This window comes from Nitritalea halalkaliphila LW7 (assembly GCF_000265075.1).
Classification (GTDB): domain Bacteria; phylum Bacteroidota; class Bacteroidia; order Cytophagales; family Cyclobacteriaceae; genus Nitritalea; species Nitritalea halalkaliphila.
The window spans coordinates 1-12,912 of record NZ_AJYA01000014.1 but is presented as its reverse complement, the minus strand read 5'-3'; the positions used below and the strand labels follow the sequence as shown (position 1 = coordinate 12,912).

The 12,912-nt window shown below is 48.6% G+C and carries 12 protein-coding genes and 1 pseudogene; 7 read left to right on the top strand and 6 right to left on the bottom strand.

Features of this window, described 5'->3' with window-relative positions; translation table 11 throughout:
• Entirely contained in the window at positions 1 to 1,095 is a 1,095-nt protein-coding gene (hppD, locus tag A3SI_RS05125; RefSeq protein WP_009054081.1) for a 4-hydroxyphenylpyruvate dioxygenase, read from the bottom strand.
• A gap of 247 nt (positions 1,096 to 1,342) precedes the next feature.
• Here hppD and A3SI_RS17180 point away from each other — a divergent pair, with 247 nt between their 5' ends.
• Positions 1,343 to 1,915: a MerC domain-containing protein gene (locus tag A3SI_RS17180; protein WP_009054079.1), complete on the top strand. Its 573-nt coding sequence runs from the start codon at positions 1,343 to 1,345 to the stop codon at positions 1,913 to 1,915.
• Positions 1,916 to 1,954: 39 nt separating this feature from the next.
• Positions 1,955 to 2,728 carry a metallophosphoesterase family protein gene (locus A3SI_RS05115; RefSeq protein ID WP_050977399.1) on the top strand — a complete coding sequence of 258 codons (774 nt, stop codon included), beginning with the start codon at positions 1,955 to 1,957 and terminating at the stop codon, positions 2,726 to 2,728.
• Positions 2,729 to 2,748: 20 nt separating this feature from the next.
• Here the strand turns inward: A3SI_RS05115 and A3SI_RS05110 are convergent, their stop codons facing one another.
• Genes A3SI_RS05110 through A3SI_RS21505 form a run of 4 tightly spaced genes read right to left on the bottom strand, consistent with a single transcriptional unit; the run spans position 2,749 to position 4,913 of the window.
• Positions 2,749 to 3,708, bottom strand: a complete 960-nt coding sequence (locus tag A3SI_RS05110) for a divalent metal cation transporter (RefSeq protein WP_009054076.1) — start codon at positions 3,706 to 3,708, stop codon at positions 2,749 to 2,751.
• Positions 3,708 to 3,971 (bottom strand): divalent metal cation transporter, encoded by a 264-nt coding sequence (locus tag A3SI_RS21510; protein ID WP_009054074.1) that lies wholly within the window; start codon positions 3,969 to 3,971, stop codon positions 3,708 to 3,710. Before A3SI_RS21510 ends, A3SI_RS05110 begins: the two co-directional genes overlap by 1 nt.
• 1 nt (position 3,972) lies before the next feature.
• Positions 3,973 to 4,587, bottom strand: coding sequence for a DUF2891 family protein (locus tag A3SI_RS18085; protein ID WP_050977396.1), 615 nt, complete (start codon positions 4,585 to 4,587; stop codon positions 3,973 to 3,975).
• Positions 4,542 to 4,913 (bottom strand): DUF2891 domain-containing protein, encoded by a 372-nt coding sequence (locus A3SI_RS21505; RefSeq protein ID WP_262491757.1) that lies wholly within the window; start codon positions 4,911 to 4,913, stop codon positions 4,542 to 4,544. Before A3SI_RS21505 ends, A3SI_RS18085 begins: the two co-directional genes overlap by 46 nt.
• A gap of 248 nt (positions 4,914 to 5,161) precedes the next feature.
• On the opposite strand from A3SI_RS21505, the pseudogene A3SI_RS05100 reads away from it, so the two are divergent.
• From A3SI_RS05100 to A3SI_RS05085, 4 genes and pseudogenes are all read left to right on the top strand, one after another.
• Positions 5,162 to 6,399, top strand: a pseudogene (locus A3SI_RS05100) (DNA recombination protein RmuC).
• The gene (locus A3SI_RS05095; RefSeq protein WP_162098419.1) at positions 6,377 to 7,117 is read left to right on the top strand and encodes a tetratricopeptide repeat protein; all 741 of its coding nucleotides are present in this window, start codon (positions 6,377 to 6,379) and stop codon (positions 7,115 to 7,117) included. The pseudogene A3SI_RS05100 and the gene A3SI_RS05095 overlap by 23 nt, the downstream one beginning before the upstream one ends.
• A 36-nt stretch (positions 7,118 to 7,153) precedes the next feature.
• The gene (trkA, locus tag A3SI_RS05090; protein ID WP_009054069.1) at positions 7,154 to 8,497 is read left to right on the top strand and encodes a Trk system potassium transporter TrkA; all 1,344 of its coding nucleotides are present in this window, start codon (positions 7,154 to 7,156) and stop codon (positions 8,495 to 8,497) included.
• A gap of 2 nt (positions 8,498 to 8,499) precedes the next feature.
• The gene (locus A3SI_RS05085; protein WP_009054068.1) at positions 8,500 to 9,951 is read left to right on the top strand and encodes a TrkH family potassium uptake protein; all 1,452 of its coding nucleotides are present in this window, start codon (positions 8,500 to 8,502) and stop codon (positions 9,949 to 9,951) included.
• 218 nt (positions 9,952 to 10,169) lie between these two features.
• Here the strand turns inward: A3SI_RS05085 and A3SI_RS17160 are convergent, their stop codons facing one another.
• Complete coding sequence (locus tag A3SI_RS17160; RefSeq protein WP_009054067.1) at positions 10,170 to 10,763, bottom strand: site-specific integrase; 594 nt, start codon at positions 10,761 to 10,763, stop codon at positions 10,170 to 10,172.
• Positions 10,764 to 11,253: 490 nt separating this feature from the next.
• On the opposite strand from A3SI_RS17160, the gene A3SI_RS05075 reads away from it, so the two are divergent.
• A partial coding sequence (locus A3SI_RS05075; protein ID WP_040670218.1) for a hypothetical protein occupies positions 11,254 to 12,912 on the top strand: 1,659 nt, incomplete at its 3' end.

Below are 12,912 nucleotides of genomic sequence, written 5' to 3'. Positions count from 1 at the left end.
TTAGAGATTGCCGCGCAACTCCTGCTCACGTTCGATCGCTTCGAAGAGGGCCTTAAAATTCCCTTTGCCGAAGGATTTCGCCCCTTTTCGCTGGATGATTTCATAAAAAACCGTCGGTCGATCCTGCACCGGCTTGGTGAAAATCTGCAGCAAGTATCCTTCATCATCGCGATCCACGAGTATGTTCAGGTCCTTCAGTGGCTGCAGGTCTTCGTCGATGCTGCCCACGCGGTCGAGCAAGTCATCGTAATAGGTATTCGGCACCTCTAGGAATTCTACCCCTCTGCGGCGCAGCTCAGAAACGGTATGGATGATATCATCCGTGGCGATGGCCAAATGCTGTACGCCTGCACCCTGATAGAAGTCGATATACTCCTCGATCTGGGACTTTTTCTTGCCCTCGGCAGGCTCATTGATCGGAAACTTGATAAATCCATTGCCATTCGAGACTACTTTAGACATCAGCGCCGTGTAATCTGTAGAAATGTCCTTATCATCGAAGGTGATCAGCAAGTTGAAGCCCATCACTTTCTCATAAAACTCCACCCAGGTATTCATTTCACCCCAGCCTACATTTCCGACACAGTGGTCGATGTATTTTAAGCCAATCGGCTCAGGTTTATAAGTAGACTGTCGCGGCACATAGCCTGGCAGAAAGATGCCTGAATAGTTGGACCGCTCCACGAAAAGGTGCACCGTCTCCCCATAGGTATGGATACCCGAAATGACTACCTCACCATGTTCATCCTGCAGGACTGTTGGTTCCTGATAGGCTTTCGCTCCCCGCTTGGTCGTCTCTTCGAAAGACTTGCGTGCATCATCTACCCACAGCGCCAGTACTTTCACACCATCTCCGTGTGTTTTCACATGTTCGGCGATGGGATGTTCCGCCTGTAGCGCCGTCGTGAGGACGAGGCGAATTTTATCTTGCTTGAGCACATAAGAGGCGCGGTCTTTTACGCCCGTTTCCGGTCCCGCGTATGCGATCAGCTCATAGCCGAAGGCATATTGATAGTAAAGGGCAGACTGCTTGGCATTGCCCACATAAAATTCCACGTAATCGGTCCCATTAATGGGGAGGAAATCCTGTTCCATAACGTCTATGATTTGGGTTTATAGCTCGAAAACTCGTTTACACAAAGGTAACAAAATATTCTTTTCCCTTCGTGCGCTCATCACATTCTACGGCCTTTCCTTTTCTGCTCTATCCTTTTGGCCTACCGGCCAAAGTAAACTTATTCGGGAAACTTATTCGGGACTTAAGCTCACGCTGCCGGCGTTCTGAAAAAGAAAAGGGACATAAGCGTATGGTTGAACCGCTAAAATCTTTATATTTGCAACAATGTTGCATTTAATAAAGCGCCGCCTCCGCCGCCTCGCTGACCTTATCGGCCTCTCTGCCTCTGTTCTTTGCATGCTGCACTGCTTGCTTGTTCCTGTAGTATGGTCTACCGGCTACTGGTTAAAATCCACTGAAGGCCTCACCTTCAGCGCTCCGAAGGCAGCTATATCCGAGCAGGATCCCAGTCTCTCCACCGAAGGAACGATTCGCCACTACGGATTAAAATATCAAAAAATCATGGCGGAAAACCATGTCGACCACCCGCATACCCAAGCGGGAAGCCCAGCTGACCACCGCCATAGTCATGGAAAAGGGGGTAGGCTCTGGCATATGCTGGACTATTTCTTCGTCGCCATCGCACTCTTGGCCGTGTACGAGTCGAGTCAAAAAATGGCCTCCAAAAGGATAAAAATCTTGCTTTGGACTGCTGTGAGCGTGTTTGGCGCCAGTATTTTACTCCATGAGGTATATCCGGCGCTACTTTATCTCTCGCTGAGTGCTTCTGCCTTTTTGGTCTATGGCCATTACCTGGGATGGAAAGCGGGTCGGGCCAGTGCAGAAAAACACACCTAACCTTTGCCCGGAGGGCGACTTTTACCGTACCTTCGCTCCATGAGACAGCCCAAACCTTTTTTCTATCAAGGCCAGCCCCAACTTGGAAGTGCGGAGGCCCTGCGCTTTATGTGCCTCTCAGATGGCCATCTTGGCCAGAAAGACAGCATGCACCCCGACCATCTGGAGACCTTGGAACAGGCCCTACTGCGCGAAAAGGAACGCATGGCCTTTTGTGTGTATAATGGAGACCTGGTGCACGACTGCCCGGAGCGCCTGCCCGAAGTGGCGGAGCTGTTCCGCAAGCAGCAAGTGCGGCTTTTTGCCACCCGTGGCAATCATGACCACTGCCCGGAAGAAGACTGGAAAAGGATTTTTGGCCATGGCCTGAACCACCGCTTCCAAGAGGGGAAAACAGGCTTTATCTTGCTGGATAGCAGCGATGAACAGGGAAGTTACCGCTGCGTGGATAGGGCTTTCTTAGCAGAGAGTCTGGAGGCCTATCGGTCTCTTTCGGCGGTGTTCGTCGTGACCCATTTGGCCCAGGGGGGCCAAAGCTACCACAGTATTTCCTGCCCGGATTTTCTGCCACTCCTCCAGCGCTTCCCGAATGTGAAGGCGGTCCTACATGGCCATGACCACGATATGAATGGACAGGTCTACTGCGCCGGTATCCCGCATCTCTGGTCGGGCCACATCGGAGGAAGCTGGGGACTGCCCGAAACGATCTACCGAGAGGTGATCGTAGAGCCGGATGGACTCCTGATCAGCTGCATACGGGCGCTACGAACAGGTGAAATCCTGCAGGGACATGTCTTTCGAAATCGGTTTTGACCCTCGGTCAATACCTGCGCTTAGCCCATAAGCTGCTGCCAAAGCGTCCACAGGCCTTTGCCAGATAAAAGTAAGCTAAGGCTTGCGAAAAAAAGCAGTAGCCAGCGAAAAAATGGCCCAGCCGTCTGGCTTTGGCGGATAAGATGCCAGAGCCCAAAGCTCAGTAAGGGCAGCAAAAGGGCATTCGTAAACTGCGCCAGCGCGATGAGTTGGAATAGGTCCCAGCCCATCCACCCGATCCAGGTGGCCAGGCCCACGATCAGCGCCATAAGCCCCCGCATCGGCAGTCCGCGCAGTGCTGTGGACCAGTGTAAAAGGCTGCATACTACATAGGCGCCCGCAAACGCGGCTGTGAGGGCGGAACTGAGGCCGGCCGCTAAAATCCCAAGACCTACCGCCAAGGGAGCCCAGGTGCCCAGCAGGGGGCGCAGGCCTTCGGCCAAATCCGACCAGTGCCGCAGCCCGACTAAACCACTGCCCGCTCCTGTAATCACGATGGCCATGGAAATCAATCCCCCCAGCAGGAGGGCCTGCGCGAGGTCGCGGCGCACCCAGCGGGCTTGCACACCCTCGGGATAGCGTTCACGCACTAAGCCACTGTGCAGGAATAGGTTATAAGGCACTACCGTGGTGCCTAAAAGGGAAAGAACCAAGAAGGAATCACTTTCGATACGGGGAATCAGGCCTCGGGCTAAGGCCGCAGGTGCAGGCTGCAGCGCCACAGCGGTTCCGATAAAGGCTAGGGCCAAGAGTGCCACCAAAAACAAGACGCGTTTTTCCAGCTGCCGCATATTTCCCAGCACTAACAGCAGCGCCACCGTCAGCCCGAGAAGCCCCTGAAAAACGCCTATCGGCCAATTTTTCGCAAGAGGGGTCAGCTGCTCTGCCACCAGCGCCAACCCGAGCGCCGCTCCACTAAGGTTACCCACCTCATAGGCGGTATTTCCCACACCGATCGCCGTGATGAGCAGGACCAGCATCAGGCTTTGCCCAAAGGGCCCGGCAAAAGCTTCTCCCGAAACTGCTGCGCCAGCGGTCGGGCATCCTGAAGGCTCAGGCGAAAGGCGGCATCCTGCAAACTGTACGTCATCCCGATGCCCAGCACCAGCACCCAGAGCAAAGAGTAGCCGGCCTGTACGCCTGCCATGCTGCAGACGGTCACCGTGCCTGGCCCGATAAAGGCGGCCGCAACCCATGCGCCAGGACCGATTTTCCAAGCTTTTTTCTGGGGTTCAGCCTCCATATTAGGGGCGGTTTAGGAGTGCGTAGAGCGCAAAACTGCCCAACCAATGGGTTCCTTCGTAGTTTTCGTCCACCAGCTCGGGAAGGGCCTGCCGCACATGGGCGTCCGCGATCGGCAGCAAGTGGGCGAGGGCTTCCGGCTGGGCCTTTACCAGACCGTACAGGCACCAGGCGCGACTGAAATTTAGCCCATCGAGGTGCACCAGTTTGCCATCTGCGCGGTCACTCACCTCTGCCACCTCTAGGCTAAAGTCAGGGGAGTAAAGGGCGGGCAAAAAGGATTTTGACCAACGGTTAAAATCGGAAGGATCGAGCACCTTTCGCATCAGGTCCAGGGTCTGAAAACAAGGGGAAAGAAAGTCGTAGCCCGAGGGTTCATAGGCCAGCGGGCAGTCTTGATCGGTATAGAAAAAGCGTTTCGCATGCTTTTCGATTTCGTAGGCGAGGGCTGTTTCGCCGGCTGTTCGGGCATAATCATAGGCCAGACTAAGCCCAAAAGCCGTATTCGGATGCTCTCCCGAGCGTACGGGATAGACTAATTTCGGCAAGAAGTCCCGATACTTGTCCACGATCAGCTGCGTAAGCGGGGCGAGGTTGGCCTGCAGTTCCTGCGCCATCGGATCTTCCAGGTCTGCAGGGCCTCCGCCAGTTTAAGGAGCCAAGCCCATCCGTACGTCCGCTCGAAGCTGCCATTTTCTGGCATGTGAAAATAGGCCACCTCCGCTACAATGTGGTCTGCCTGCAGGCGCCTGGCCAGTAGCGCACGCACTTCCTCCGCCTCCGGCAAATCTGGAAATCGCTTAAGCAGCTCCACCATCATCCAGTGGCCATGCACACTTGAATGCCAGTCAAAACACCCATAAAAGGCCGGATGGAGCACTTCTGGAGGTAGCAGGTAACTGCTATCGGCCAGCACTTGGTTTAGCTTGTTCGGATACACCACCTCGGCACAGTGGAGGGGCAGGGCGATCAGGCGCGAGGCCTCCTCTCGGCTAAGTTCCGGCGCTTCTGAGACWGGTTCAAGKCTAGGGATTTTTGGCCGCAGGCAAAAGGAACAGAAAGGCGAGCCAGTAACAGTAGCTCGCCACAGGGCCGAAGCGTAAAGGGAAGAAAGTGTCAGGCATTGTCAGGCTTTAAGCAGATGGGATCTTGTTTATCCAGCAAGAAAGCCATTTCTTGCAAAGAAAAAAAATGCTTTCGATTCTCATTTTTCTGGTTTTAGGGCTGCAGGTGCTCCTGCTGCTGGTTTTGCTCCGTGCCGGGCTCTTCCGTGATCAGGCCGCCGCGCAGGAACGGCTCCTGCAGACCATCCGCCAAGAGCAACAGCAGGAGCGCCAAGAGCTACAGGCCACCACCCAGCGCCAATTTTTGACCTTCGTTCAGGCCATGCAGCAGCAAAGTCGTGAGCAGCGGGAGGCCTTGGCGGATTTTGGGCGGGTATTCGAGCTGAACGTAGAGCGCTTTAATCAGCTTCAAAAGGAGAAATTTCAGGAGCTCCTCTTTCGGCAGGAGCGCCTGATGGCGCAAACGGAAAAGCAGCTGGAGCGCATGCGCGAAACCGTGGATGAAAAATTGCAAAAAACCTTGGAAGCACGTCTGGGACAGTCCTTTGCGCTGGTAAGCGAACAGCTGCAGGCGGTACAAAAAGGGCTAGGAGAGATGCAGCATTTGGCTACGGGGGTAGGTGACCTGAAAAAGGTGCTCAGCAATGTGAAAACCCGCGGGGTGCTAGGGGAGTACCAGCTGCAGGCCCTTTTGGAGCAACTTTTAGCCCCTGATCAGTATGCCTTAAATGTAGCGGTGATTCCAGGCCGTAATGTGCGCGTGGAATTTGCGATCAAAATGCCTGGAGTCTCAGCTGATCGTCCACTCTACCTGCCGATCGATGCCAAGTTTCCACAGGAGAGCTATGAGCGCTTGCTCCAGGCCTATGAAGGCGATGACTTGACTCGCGTTCAACAGGCGCGTGCTGTTCTTATTCGGACCGTTAAAACATTTGCGGCTACGATCGAAAAGCAGTATCTTATGCCACCGTTTACAACTGATTTTGCGCTGCTGTTTTTGCCTACTGAGGGCTTGTATGCCGAGTTAGCGCGGGAGCCGGGCTTCATACAGGAGTTACAGCAGCAGTACCGAGTGGTGCTGACGGGCCCGACGACCTTAGCGGCTTTCTTGAATAGCCTGCAGATGGGTTTTAAAACTTAGCGATCCAGCAGCGTAGCAGTGAGGTATGGCAGGTCTTGGCAGGGGTGAAGGCAGAGTTCTCCAAGTTCGGCGGACTGATCGCTAAGGCGCAGAAGAAGCTGCAGGATGCCAATCAGGATTTAGACCAACTGGTGGGGACCCGCACCCGCGCGATAGAACGTAAATTACGGGATGTATCACTTTTAGAAGATGAGCAGCATCATGATGATAAGCTATTGCCTTAATCGCAGGCAGATACAAAAGCCATTAGGTGTACTCCTGGGGCTGTTTTTGGTCCTTGGGGCAGCGCCCCTACGTGCCCAAGTCTGGCAAGAACCCGAACCGCTCGTGGAAATCGACATGGAGGTGCGCGAAAACTCCATCGTGATGATCGAGGTGGCTCAGCAGTTGGTCGTGGATCAGCGCTACGAAAAAGCCTTAGAAATCGTGCAGCGGGCCTTGCAGGACGATCCCTATTTCCACCCTGCCTACCAAACCTATTATTCTGCGGCCAGTCATTTAGAGGAAGCTTGGCCCGAGCTTATCACGACGCTGGAGAAAGCGACGCGTGAAATTTTTCGCGAAGATGATGAATTGATCTTTTACATGGCAAATGGGCTCTACTGGATGGGGCGATTTCCGGAGGCGCTGGCGCGATTCGATGAGGCCATTCACTGGAGTAAGGTGAATGGAGAGGATTTTTACTTGATTTGGAACTATCATTTTAACCGGGGCAACTGCCTGCTGAAGATGCGACAGTATGCGCTGGCGGTGGAGGCCTATGACGAAGCGGCGCGTTTAAATCCGGTGGATGCAGGCATTTTCGCAAATCGCGGCATCTGTCACCATTACCTAAAAAATGCAGGACAAGCCTGTGCGGACTGGCAGGAAGCACTGGATCTCGAGTACCATAAAGCTGCGGAATATATCGAAAGATATTGTGATTCGGGTAAAAGCCAGTAATTTTGTGCCATTCAAATTCCCTTAGGGAGCTACTAGATGAAAATTGTTATAGCCGGCGCCGGCGACATGGGCTACCACTTGGCGCAGCAACTTGCGGCCGAGGACGCAAACGACATCACCATTATCGATGAAAATAAGGATACCTTAGATTATGTGGGTACGCACTTGGATATTTTAACCGTTTTGGGTGATGCTACCTCGATCGCGATTTTGCGGCGCGCCGCCGTTCAGGAGGCAGATCTGTTTATGGCAGTAACCACCTCTGAAAAAACCAATATGCTTTCCACGATGCTGGCCAAGCAGTTGGGGGCAAAAAATGTGATTTCTCGGGTACGCATTCATGATTATCTGGAAGAAAAAAACCAAGGGATATTCGCGAATCTGGGCGTGGATAAATTGATTAGCCCCACCATGCTTTGTTCAGAGGAAATCGTGCGCATGATAGAAAATGCCACCTTTACCGAGGTGTTCGAATTCGAGGAGGGCAAGTTTAACATCGTCGGCATTACCCTAGACCAATACAGTAAGTTGGTCAACCGCCGCATCGCGGACATGGGCAATGAGCCTATTTTCAAGGACATCCGCATCATCGCTATCGTACGGGATCAGCGGACGATCATTCCACGTGGCAGCACCTACATTCGCAATAACGACCATATCTTTTTTATCTCCTCCAAGCAGGCCAACGCCTCTATTTTGGAGCTTTTGGGTCAAAAGAAGGTGGATATTTCCAATATCATGATTATCGGAGGAGATGACATGGCCTATACCACGGCCCTGAAATTGGAAAAAGAGTATAATGTTACCCTAGTTCATAAGGAAAAGGAGCGCTGTAAGTGGCTTGCCGAGCAGCTGAACGACACCCTGGTCATTCATGGTGACTACCGGAATATAGAGTTGCTTTTAGAGGAAGGCTTGGAGCAGATGCAGGCCTTTATCGCGCTGACAGAAAGCTCGGAAACCAATATCATTACGAGTTTAAGTGCGAAAAATCACAAGGTCTACAAGGCCATCGCCCATGTGGATACGCGGGAGTATATCCATATATCACACAGTATCGGGGTGGATTCTTTGATTAATAAAAAACTGGTGGCAGCGAATCAAATTACACGCTTCCTTCGGAAAGGCAGTGTTGAGGCGGTATCGGGCATTTATGGAGTGGATGCGGAATTTGTGCAGTATTCCATTTCGAAGGGAGGGCGCATGACCCGAAAACCACTGAAGGCCTTAAACTTTCCGGATTCCGCCATTATCGCGGGCATCATTCGGGGCGAGCAGGTCTTCATTCCGGATGGGGAGTTCCGCTGCGAGGCGGAAGATAAGGTCATTGTTTTTGCTTTGCCTGCGGCCAAAAGCGCATTAGAAAAAATATTCAACTAGCCATGATCCACGGAAAAGCGATCGCCCGGGTGATGGGTATCTTAATGCTCCTGGTGGGGGTGCTTATGCTCCCTGGAGCCGCCTTCAGTTATTATTACGGCAGTAGTGACTTGCTGGCGCTGCTCGGATCCTCTGCCATCAGCATTCTTTCAGGGCTGGCCTTTTTCTTTGCTTTTAAGGAAGATAAAGATGGCATTCGCAAGCGAGAGGGCTACTTGATCGTAGCGCTGACCTGGGTAGTTATGGCCATTTTCGGCATGATGCCCTACATCATCAGTGGTGCTATCCCCAAAGTGCCCGATGCCCTTTTTGAGACCATTTCGGGACTTACCACGACGGGAGCCACCATTCTTACAGATATCGAAGCCCTACCACAGGGGCTGCTATTCTGGCGCAGCATGACGCAGTGGATTGGCGGCTTAGGGATTATCGTCCTCACCGTCGCCATTTTCCCGCTTTTGGGGATTGGCGGCATCGAGCTATTCGTAGCCGAGGCCTCGGGTCCGACGAATGACAAGCTGCACCCCCGCATACGCGAAACGGCACGTCGTTTATGGTTGTTGTATGTTGGGCTGACGGTGTTAGTTGCTGTTTTGTATTATCTGTTTGGTATGAATTTATTCGATGCCGTCAACCATGCGCTGACGACTATGGCAACAGGGGGATTTTCGACCAAAAATGATAGTTTTGCATTCTTTACTAGCCCTGCACTTCAGTACATCGCCATCATCTTTATGTTTATCGCGGGCACCAACTTCACTGTCATTTACTTTTTCCTTACCGGACGTGTGAAGGCCGCTTTACGCTCTGATGAGTTCAAGGCCTATGCGGTAGTGGTCGCCTTTTTAATCGTCGCGATCAGTGTGCCCATTTATTTTTTGGGCGACAGTGGAGTAGAAGAGGCCTTTCGCAAGACCGCTTTCCAGATCATTTCCATGATCACCACGACGGGTTTTGTATTGGACGATTATACCGCCTATCATGAGGGGATCACGCTTATCTTTTTTATGTTCCTGTTCTTTGGAGCTTCAGCGGGCAGCACCTCTGGGGGAATCAAGTTCGTGCGTCATTTGACATTCTTTAAGAACAGTTATTTGGAGTTTAAGCGCATCATTCATCCACGTGCCATCGTTCCCTTAAAAATCAATGGAGATCGGGTGACTGGTAAGATCATTACCTCGATCATGAATTTTTTACTTATTTACCTGATGGTTTTCGTATTTGGTTCCATCTTCTTGAGCTTTATGGGCTACGATATCATTACCTCTTTCGGGGCGGTAGCGACATCGTTAGGAAATGTAGGTCCTGCTATCGGCGGTGTAGGTCCAGAGGACAGTTGGAATTTCTTCAATCCTGCAGCCAAAATCTTCTTGGCCTTCTTGATGCTGTTAGGACGTCTGGAGCTCTTTACTATTTTGGTGCTCTTCACGCCCTACTTCTGGAAGGCGAATTAGGCTCGCGGAAAAACTAAGTTAAAGATAAATGGTCTTAGGCACAAGATAATCGCTGATTCAGGAGATAGCTAAAAAGATGGGGAAAACCCAGTCTTTCCCCATCCTATTTAATTCTTCCGCTTTGACGAAAGCTTCAGTTGGACCGACTTTTCAGGAGCATGCAAGTGCCCTTTGTATGGACACACCTTTAGGAGGCGCATGATCGTTTGCTTTCCTTTTCATGTTCGTTTCCTTTCTTTTTTCGGGGTTTCGTGATCGTTTGGTTTCGTTTCCTTTCTTTTTGATGTTCGTTTGGTTTCGTTTCCTTTCTTTTTGGCCAGCAGGCAGGGAGTGAGAAGGGATAGTTCATTCATCCGAAGCCCGGCTGCATAAGCAAAGGCGAGGAGGAAGCGGTGTTTGAGGAGTCTTGGGGCAGCAAAGATGTCCTTGCATTCCTGTTTGGAGAGGACTGTTGGGAGCGTTTGGGTATGTTTGATGGAGGGCATATGAAGTGCCTGATCGTTGAGACCGAAGAGTCTGTACCAGTATCTCAGGCCAAAGACGGTCTGTTTGAAGAAGCTGATGGAGAGGTTATCATAGACGGTAAGGCGATAGAGGTATGAGTTGACCTGATCGATGGGTACTTCATGTGGTAGTTTACCGAAGTGAAGTGCCATATGGGCGATGTTCCGTCCGTAGTTGCTGGCCATGCTTTTGGAGCATTGGTCGAGAACCATTCGTTCTTCGAACTGGGAGAATGCCTGTTTGAATCCCGGCACGACGACCTTAGCTTTTGGTACGGTAGTCGTGTAATTTTCTTTTTTGAAAGTCATGATAAGTGAATCTGGGTATACTGATGTATACGAAAAATCAGCTATCTTAGGGAAGGAAATGGAATGGCAAAGCTAGCGAAGCTTTTGTTCAACAGGCGTTTGGCTCAATGGCGGGTGAAGTGGTTAATTGAACATTCTGCCTCGCATCAACTTTTGTGGTGTATTGATCCGCCACTGCGCCAAGCGCCAAAACGTTGGCAGCAAGTGTATTAAGACAACAACACGACAAACAAACGAGTTACAGAAACAAAAAAAAGTAAACCATTTTGACAGGTAACCAAAGACATAGAAACGATATTACAAACGGACAACGAGTAAGCCGACACTCATTGCCGACCCTATGCTTTTTATTTTTTTCCCACCCGCATTTTTTAAAAACAATTTTAAGCCAGCCCGCAAGTGGCACATTTGGCTTTGTCCCAAAACACAAAGCCGACCCTTCGCAAAGCCAAAAGAGCCACTTTTTTGCCTACGCACTAATGACAGTTCTATGAAAGAAATTGAAAAGTATGTTTGGGAGCTTTCAGAGAAAGCTAATGGCTTTCTAAAAGCTGAATACAATATCGAATCCTTTAATATTTCGCATTTCCAATCAATCAATTTTTATTTGATTGACAAAGTACTAAATACAAATAAAAATCTTTTTATTGAGTCTTTCGATAAGGAGTTACCTTCAATATCTCAGTTCCCTACTATTCTCGCTGCTGCAATATCATTATTCTTCAAAAACTACTGTGACGATAAAACAGAATATAATATTGGGGATGTTATTCAGGGTTACAATGGGACAAGAGGAAAAATTATTAGAAAAGAAGATGATAACTTTATCGTGGCAGTTCCTAGTGATGGTTCTTTGCGAACATTAACTACAAAACAAATTAAAAAGAATTGGATTATTACAAATGCTGACTTGAGCAATAGAAAAGTAAAGACAAAATTTACTGCATATAAAGAACTCTATTCATTGCTTTTTAAAGTCGAATCGTTTCCATCAAAATTCAACTATAAATCTGCCATAATTCTAGAAAAAAAAGAATTTGATGATGAAATTAAAAATCAAACATACACCAATATTGACATTCTGAAAGCAATTCCCATAAGATGGATTTCTAAAAATGGCACACAATCTTGGAATCACATACCGATTGAACCAATGATTCTTTGTGTACCTGATTTTGAAACATTGGAAGAATATATTTTGGAAAAAGGAATAAAAATTGAAAGCTTAATTGTAATAGGAAAAAATAAATACAAGGACAACGACTTAACAAAAATCAAACGTTATTTGAGAGAAGGAGATATTCCAAATTGTGTAATTCTTGGTAATGAAGGTTTTGAAGATAATAATTCGCAGTTTTTAAAATGGAAATGGACTTATGAAGAGTTTGCTTTACTTGAAAATTTGAATATTGGTAGAATTGAATCCCTTCAAATTCAAGATTCTAAATTTGAAGTGGCAATAAACTCTTTTATAGATTTTCTATATAGCCTAGAAACTACATATTCAATCAATCTCAACAATATAAAAACGTTAAGAAAATTTCTGTATCCGTTAGTTTTATCCAAAGAATCAAACAGTCGAAATACCAACCAATTAGATTACGTTCAACATTTGATGCACAAGGTTAGCAGAGAGTGTATAATTGAAAACTTGTATAACCAAAACATTGATCCTGCCCAAGAAATAACAAATGTTGAACTATTAATAGACGGGATTTTCGGCACCTTCAAAAACGATAAATTTCGACTACTTGACAAAGTAGATTTTGATATAATTATAATTCCTGAACCGTTACTTCCCAATTGGAAGAATGAATTTAAATCAAAATCAAAATTGCTTTCATTACAAGAATTTTTTAAAACACAGAATAATTTCACAACGACAAAGCAGGTTTTAGTGTTAAGCCTTTTTGGAAATGGAATGCAACCATTTGATGTTGTGAGAAACTTTCTAAACACAAAACATAATTATAAATTCTTGTGCTATCAAGAGGAATCAAAAATACTAGAAAACCTAAAAAATAGATATTTCAATGAAATAATCGGTGAATACACTTCTAGCGATAGAGAAAAGATAACAGGACTTAAAATTAATGAAAATTTACGCCTATTGAAAATTAAGGTTTCAGACTTAATAGAGAACCTACAC

What these genes read in the sequence shown, in the direction of transcription:
- A3SI_RS17160 (WP_009054067.1), bottom strand. Translation starts at nt 10,763, where the DNA reads ATGACTTTCAAAAAAGAAAATTACACGACTACCGTACCAAAAGCTAAG.
- A3SI_RS05115 (WP_050977399.1), top strand. Translation starts at nt 1,955, where the DNA reads ATGAGACAGCCCAAACCTTTTTTCTATCAAGGCCAGCCCCAACTTGGA.
- A3SI_RS18085 (WP_050977396.1), bottom strand. Translation starts at nt 4,587, where the DNA reads ATGGCGCAGGAACTGCAGGCCAACCTCGCCCCGCTTACGCAGCTGATC.
- A3SI_RS05095 (WP_162098419.1), top strand. Translation starts at nt 6,377, where the DNA reads ATGATGATAAGCTATTGCCTTAATCGCAGGCAGATACAAAAGCCATTA.
- A3SI_RS05110 (WP_009054076.1), bottom strand. Translation starts at nt 3,708, where the DNA reads ATGCTGGTCCTGCTCATCACGGCGATCGGTGTGGGAAATACCGCCTAT.
- A3SI_RS17180 (WP_009054079.1), top strand. Translation starts at nt 1,343, where the DNA reads ATGTTGCATTTAATAAAGCGCCGCCTCCGCCGCCTCGCTGACCTTATC.
- trkA (WP_009054069.1), top strand. Translation starts at nt 7,154, where the DNA reads ATGAAAATTGTTATAGCCGGCGCCGGCGACATGGGCTACCACTTGGCG.
- A3SI_RS05085 (WP_009054068.1), top strand. Translation starts at nt 8,500, where the DNA reads ATGATCCACGGAAAAGCGATCGCCCGGGTGATGGGTATCTTAATGCTC.
- hppD (WP_009054081.1), bottom strand. Translation starts at nt 1,095, where the DNA reads ATGGAACAGGATTTCCTCCCCATTAATGGGACCGATTACGTGGAATTT.
- A3SI_RS21510 (WP_009054074.1), bottom strand. Translation starts at nt 3,971, where the DNA reads ATGGAGGCTGAACCCCAGAAAAAAGCTTGGAAAATCGGTCCTGGCGCA.